This is a genomic window from Aquificaceae bacterium (genome assembly GCA_037722135.1).
GTDB classification, from domain to species: Bacteria; Aquificota; Aquificia; order Aquificales; family Aquificaceae; genus Pampinifervens; species Pampinifervens sericum.
Genome location: JBBKAW010000040.1, coordinates 1 through 4042 on the forward strand (window position 1 = coordinate 1; position 4042 = coordinate 4042).

Annotated in this window: 7 protein-coding genes and 1 tRNA gene; 7 read left to right on the plus strand and 1 reads right to left on the minus strand. The window is 42.5% G+C overall.

Annotated elements, in window-relative coordinates; genetic code table 11:
- Positions 1-38 precede the first annotated feature (38 nt).
- The 7 genes from WKI49_02740 to upp all read left to right on the plus strand — a co-directional run bounded on the left by WKI49_02740 (position 39) and on the right by upp (position 3145).
- Positions 39-467: a Fur family transcriptional regulator gene (locus WKI49_02740; protein ID MEJ7621421.1), complete on the plus strand. Its 429-nt coding sequence runs from the start codon at positions 39-41 to the stop codon at positions 465-467.
- Complete coding sequence (locus tag WKI49_02745; GenBank protein ID MEJ7621422.1) at positions 446-760, plus strand: 4a-hydroxytetrahydrobiopterin dehydratase; 315 nt, start codon at positions 446-448, stop codon at positions 758-760. The genes WKI49_02740 and WKI49_02745 overlap by 22 nt, the downstream gene beginning before the upstream one ends.
- A 19-nt stretch (positions 761-779) precedes the next feature.
- Positions 780-857: transfer RNA gene (locus tag WKI49_02750), tRNA-Asp, on the plus strand.
- A gap of 34 nt (positions 858-891) precedes the next feature.
- Positions 892-1782: a 4-hydroxy-tetrahydrodipicolinate synthase gene (gene dapA, locus WKI49_02755; protein ID MEJ7621423.1), complete on the plus strand. Its 891-nt coding sequence runs from the start codon at positions 892-894 to the stop codon at positions 1780-1782.
- The gene (locus tag WKI49_02760; GenBank protein MEJ7621424.1) at positions 1775-2167 is read left to right on the plus strand and encodes a DUF4149 domain-containing protein; all 393 of its coding nucleotides are present in this window, start codon (positions 1775-1777) and stop codon (positions 2165-2167) included. The genes dapA and WKI49_02760 overlap by 8 nt, the downstream gene beginning before the upstream one ends.
- Positions 2164-2538, plus strand: coding sequence for a RusA family crossover junction endodeoxyribonuclease (locus WKI49_02765; GenBank protein ID MEJ7621425.1), 375 nt, complete (start codon positions 2164-2166; stop codon positions 2536-2538). The genes WKI49_02760 and WKI49_02765 overlap by 4 nt, the downstream gene beginning before the upstream one ends.
- A complete protein-coding gene (gene upp, locus WKI49_02770; GenBank protein ID MEJ7621426.1) occupies positions 2519-3145 on the plus strand; it encodes a uracil phosphoribosyltransferase in 627 nt (208 codons plus the stop codon). The genes WKI49_02765 and upp overlap by 20 nt, the downstream gene beginning before the upstream one ends.
- On the opposite strand, the gene WKI49_02775 is transcribed toward upp, so the two are convergent.
- The coding region (locus WKI49_02775; GenBank protein MEJ7621427.1) for a peptidoglycan DD-metalloendopeptidase family protein at positions 3129-4042 on the minus strand (914 nt) is incomplete at its 5' end. The genes upp and WKI49_02775 overlap by 17 nt on opposite strands.

Below are 4042 nucleotides of genomic sequence, written 5' to 3' on the forward strand. Positions count from 1 at the left end.
ATTGAAAATTATTACCATATGGTTTATATTATATATCCATGCTTAAGGAAGACAAGCTTCAAGAGTTTATAGAGGCGTGTAAGAGTATGGGGCTAAAGATTACGCCCCAAAGGGTGGCAGTTTATGAAGTATTACTAAGCAGGGATGACCACCCCACAGTTGAGGAGATATATAACGAGGTAAAGAAGAAGTACCCCTTTGTGTCTCTTGCTACCGTATACAGGACAGTGGAAACCTTGGAGGAGCTCGGGTTCGTGAAAAAGGTAGCCTATTGGGGTGGCTCTGTGAGATATGACGCCAATGTAAGCGACCATCATCACCTTATATGCACCCAGTGTGGAGCCATAAGAGATGTGGAGTTTTGCATAGATTGGACACCACCCGCATACATGGAAGGCTACAGGGTTCACAACTATTCCCTTCATATATACGGAATCTGCCCCAAATGTCAGGCGAAGGAAAACTAAAAGTTTACTCACAACAAGAGATTGAAGAAAAACTCAAAGAGCTTCCCCTCTGGCGTTATGAAAAGGGATACATAATAAGGGACTTTGAAACCAAGAACTGGAAGGAAACGGTCTTTCTCTTCAACGCTATTGCAAGCCTTGCGGAAGCCCACTGGCATCATCCAGACGCAGAGGTGAGTTTTAAGAAGCTAAGAGTCAAGCTAACCACCCACGAAGCCAACGGTATAACAGACAGGGACTTTGAGCTTGCCAAAGAGATAGAAAAAATCTCTTCACTTTTACTCAAAAGGTGATATAATATATCTCTCTAAAGGAGCCGTAGTTCAGCCCGGTCAGAACGTCGGCCTGTCAAGCCGAAGGGCGCGGGTTCAAATCCCGTCGGCTCCGCCATTCTTGTAAAAAGTCATATGTTATAATCTTTTCTATGTTTCAAGGTTCAATTGTTGCTCTTATAACACCCTTTAAGGAAGGTGAGGTAGACTTCCAAGCCCTTGAAAACCTCATAGACTTTCACATAAACAACCACACAGATGCCATTTTGGTGTGCGGAACAACTGGAGAGTCTCCCACTCTTACCTTTGAAGAGCATGAGAGGGTGGTGGAGCATGCGGTCAAGTATGCTAACGGAAGGATTAAGGTAATTGCAGGCACGGGTGCAAATGCCACTCATGAAGCCATAGAGCTCACATCTCATGCAAAAAGTGTGGGTGCGGATGCCTGTCTTCTTGTGGTCCCCTACTACAACAAACCTACCCAAGAGGGACTATACCAACACTTCAAAACTGTAGCGGATGAAGTGGACATTCCAATAATTCTCTACAATATACCTTCAAGGACTGGAGTGGAAATAGCTCCAGAGACAATATACAGGCTTGTAAAGGACTGTCCCAACATAATAGGCTCAAAGGAGTCTACACCAAGCATGGATAGGATTTCTGAACTAAAAAGGCTCTTAGGAGAAAACTTTACCATACTATCTGGAGACGATTCCCTTACTTTACCCATGATGGCTTTGGGTGCGAAGGGTGTAATATCTGTTGCTAACAATATAATGCCGAGAGAAGTGAAAGCTCTCGTGGACTATGCTCTAAAGGGTGATTTTCAAAAGGCAAGGGAACTGCACTATTACCTTTTTGACCTCTTTAAAGTGCTCTTTATAGAGACGAATCCCATTCCAGTAAAGACCGCCTGCTGGGCTCTTGGAATGTGTGAAAAGGAATTCAGACTTCCCCTTTGTCCCATGAAGCCAGAAAACGAAGAAAAGCTCATACAAACTCTTAAAAAATATAAACTTCCTGTGGTAAGGGATGCTTAAGTTCTTGCTCTTTATAAACTCCCTATACCTTGGGCTTGGTGCTTTCTTTAGCTTCTTTATTGCTCCCACTCTTTTTAAAGTGCTTCAAAAAGAACAAGCGGGTGCGGTAGTGGAGAAGGTTTTCCCCGTTTACTTTAGCCTTGGGCTTGTGGCTTCTCTTATTACCATAATACTTAGCTTTAAATACAGTAAGCTAATTTTTGGGTTAGCTCTTGCAAATGCCTTAATTCATGCACTCCATATCTTTTATGTGCTTCCCATCGCTCATAATCTAAAGATGGTAGACTATCAAGCCTTTATGAAGTGGCATGGTATATCCATGGGTATGAATTTACTAAGCCTTTTCCTTACGCTTCTTATATGCATAGTTCTTATGAGAAAATGATAGAACTGAGACTTTCCATGCTTCCAGTGCCTAAGAGCAATAGATATATAAGAAAAAGAGGTGGTAGAGTATTTAAACCTCCAAGGGTAAAAAACTGGGAGGTGAGAGCCCTTTGGGAGATAAGAGAGCAATACAAAGGAGAACCCTTAGAGGGTAAACTATCCGTTCATGTGGAGCTCATTCTTCCTAACCATAGGAGAAGGGACATAGACAACATGCTAAAAAGTCTGTGGGACATCTTAGAAAAGGGTGGTGTGATAAAAAATGATAGCCAAATATACGAGGTGAGAACTATAAAGAAGGTTGTCAAGGGTATGCAAGGGACCATAATAAGATTGGGAGAGTTTAACTATGGCACTGAAAGTTCTTAACAATCCATTACTAAAGCACAAGCTAAATATTGTGAGGCAAAAACATACTCCACCAGACAAGTTAAGGCTTCTTATTGAGGAAATAGCTCTTATGAGTATGCCTTTAATACTTGAAAACGTTCCTACGAAAGTAGAGAGAATTGAAACGCCTATAAGCGTCGGGAATTTTGAGCTTGTGGAAGAAGAGAATTTTGTGTTCGTTTGTATACTCAGAGCAGGCCTTCCAATGTTAAATGGTGCTCTAAGAGCACTGCCAGGCGCAAAGGCAGGATTTTTAGCTATAAAAAGAAAGGAACAAAGCTTAGAAGCAGAGCTTTTTTACAAAAGACTGCCATCATTGGAAGGAAAGTGTGTAGTCTTGCTTGACCCCATGTTAGCAACAGGAGGTACTCTCAGCCTTGCCTTAAGTGAATTAAAACCTCTGAATCCTAAGAGACTCATATCTCTAAACCTTGTTGCCTCACCCGAGGGAGTTGAGAGAATAGTTTCAGAACACCCAGATGTGGACCTTTTTATTATTAATATAGATGAAGGCTTAAACTCAACGGGCTACATAGTGCCAGGAGTTGGAGATATAGGTGATAGACTCTTTACTGAAAGTCTCTAATGTATTCTGTTGGGTCAAGTGGAATACCTTCTTTGTTTCTCAGCTCAAACCTTAACATACACTCTCCAGAGTTGTTTTTCCTACCCACCTTAGCTATAACCTGTCCCTTACTTACTCTATCTCCTCTCCTGACGAGATTTGTCTCGTTATAAGCATATAGGGATATAAAATTTTCATGCTCAACTATGACCATATTTCCGTAAGCCTGTAAGTCACCTCCGCTATAAATTACCCTGCCTCCTTCAACAGCCCTTACAGGCGATGAGCATGGTGCGGAAATCTCTATGCCTTTTGGCACTCTAATAACTTTACCTTCAACGGGCATTGGTATACTTAGAGCCCTTGGTGCCAAGATGATAGGTGTTCTCCTCTCTGGCTCTGCCAATACAGCCCTCTCTTCCCTTCTGCTGACCTGCTGTCTTATGTCTTGTGCTGGTCTTTCCGTGGTTAGGGTTTCTCTCTTAGGAATCTTTACCTCTGTCCCAGCCCTTAAAAATTTACCCTTTAGCTCTGGGTTTAATCTTTCTAATTCCCTAAGGGGAACCCCTGTCGCTTTAGAAACATCACTAAGTCTACCACCTCTCCTAACTATATATATATCATAATTTTCTTGCCTCCTTCTTGCCTCCGCCAATTGCCTTTCTCTTACAGGCACTCTCACCTTTGTACCTGCAGGAAGCCATTTACCCTTTAGGTCTGGATTGAGCCTTTCCAAATCTCTAAGAGGAACGCCTGTTGCTTGTGCCACATGCTCAAGCCTTCCACCCCTTCTCACTGTGTATAGCTCATACTTTTCTCCTGAGCTTTCTCTCCCTTCTGCTTTTGCTTGCAAGCTACCCTTTGGCACTCTCACCTTTGTACCTGCAGGAAGCCATTTACCCTTTAGGTCTGGATTGA

Coding starts and splice junctions, on each gene's coding strand:
- WKI49_02745 (MEJ7621422.1), top strand. CDS start 446: ATGTCAGGCGAAGGAAAACTAAAAGTTTACTCACAACAAGAGATTGAA.
- dapA (MEJ7621423.1), top strand. CDS start 892: ATGTTTCAAGGTTCAATTGTTGCTCTTATAACACCCTTTAAGGAAGGT.
- WKI49_02760 (MEJ7621424.1), top strand. CDS start 1,775: ATGCTTAAGTTCTTGCTCTTTATAAACTCCCTATACCTTGGGCTTGGT.
- upp (MEJ7621426.1), top strand. CDS start 2,519: ATGGCACTGAAAGTTCTTAACAATCCATTACTAAAGCACAAGCTAAAT.
- WKI49_02765 (MEJ7621425.1), top strand. CDS start 2,164: ATGATAGAACTGAGACTTTCCATGCTTCCAGTGCCTAAGAGCAATAGA.
- WKI49_02740 (MEJ7621421.1), top strand. CDS start 39: ATGCTTAAGGAAGACAAGCTTCAAGAGTTTATAGAGGCGTGTAAGAGT.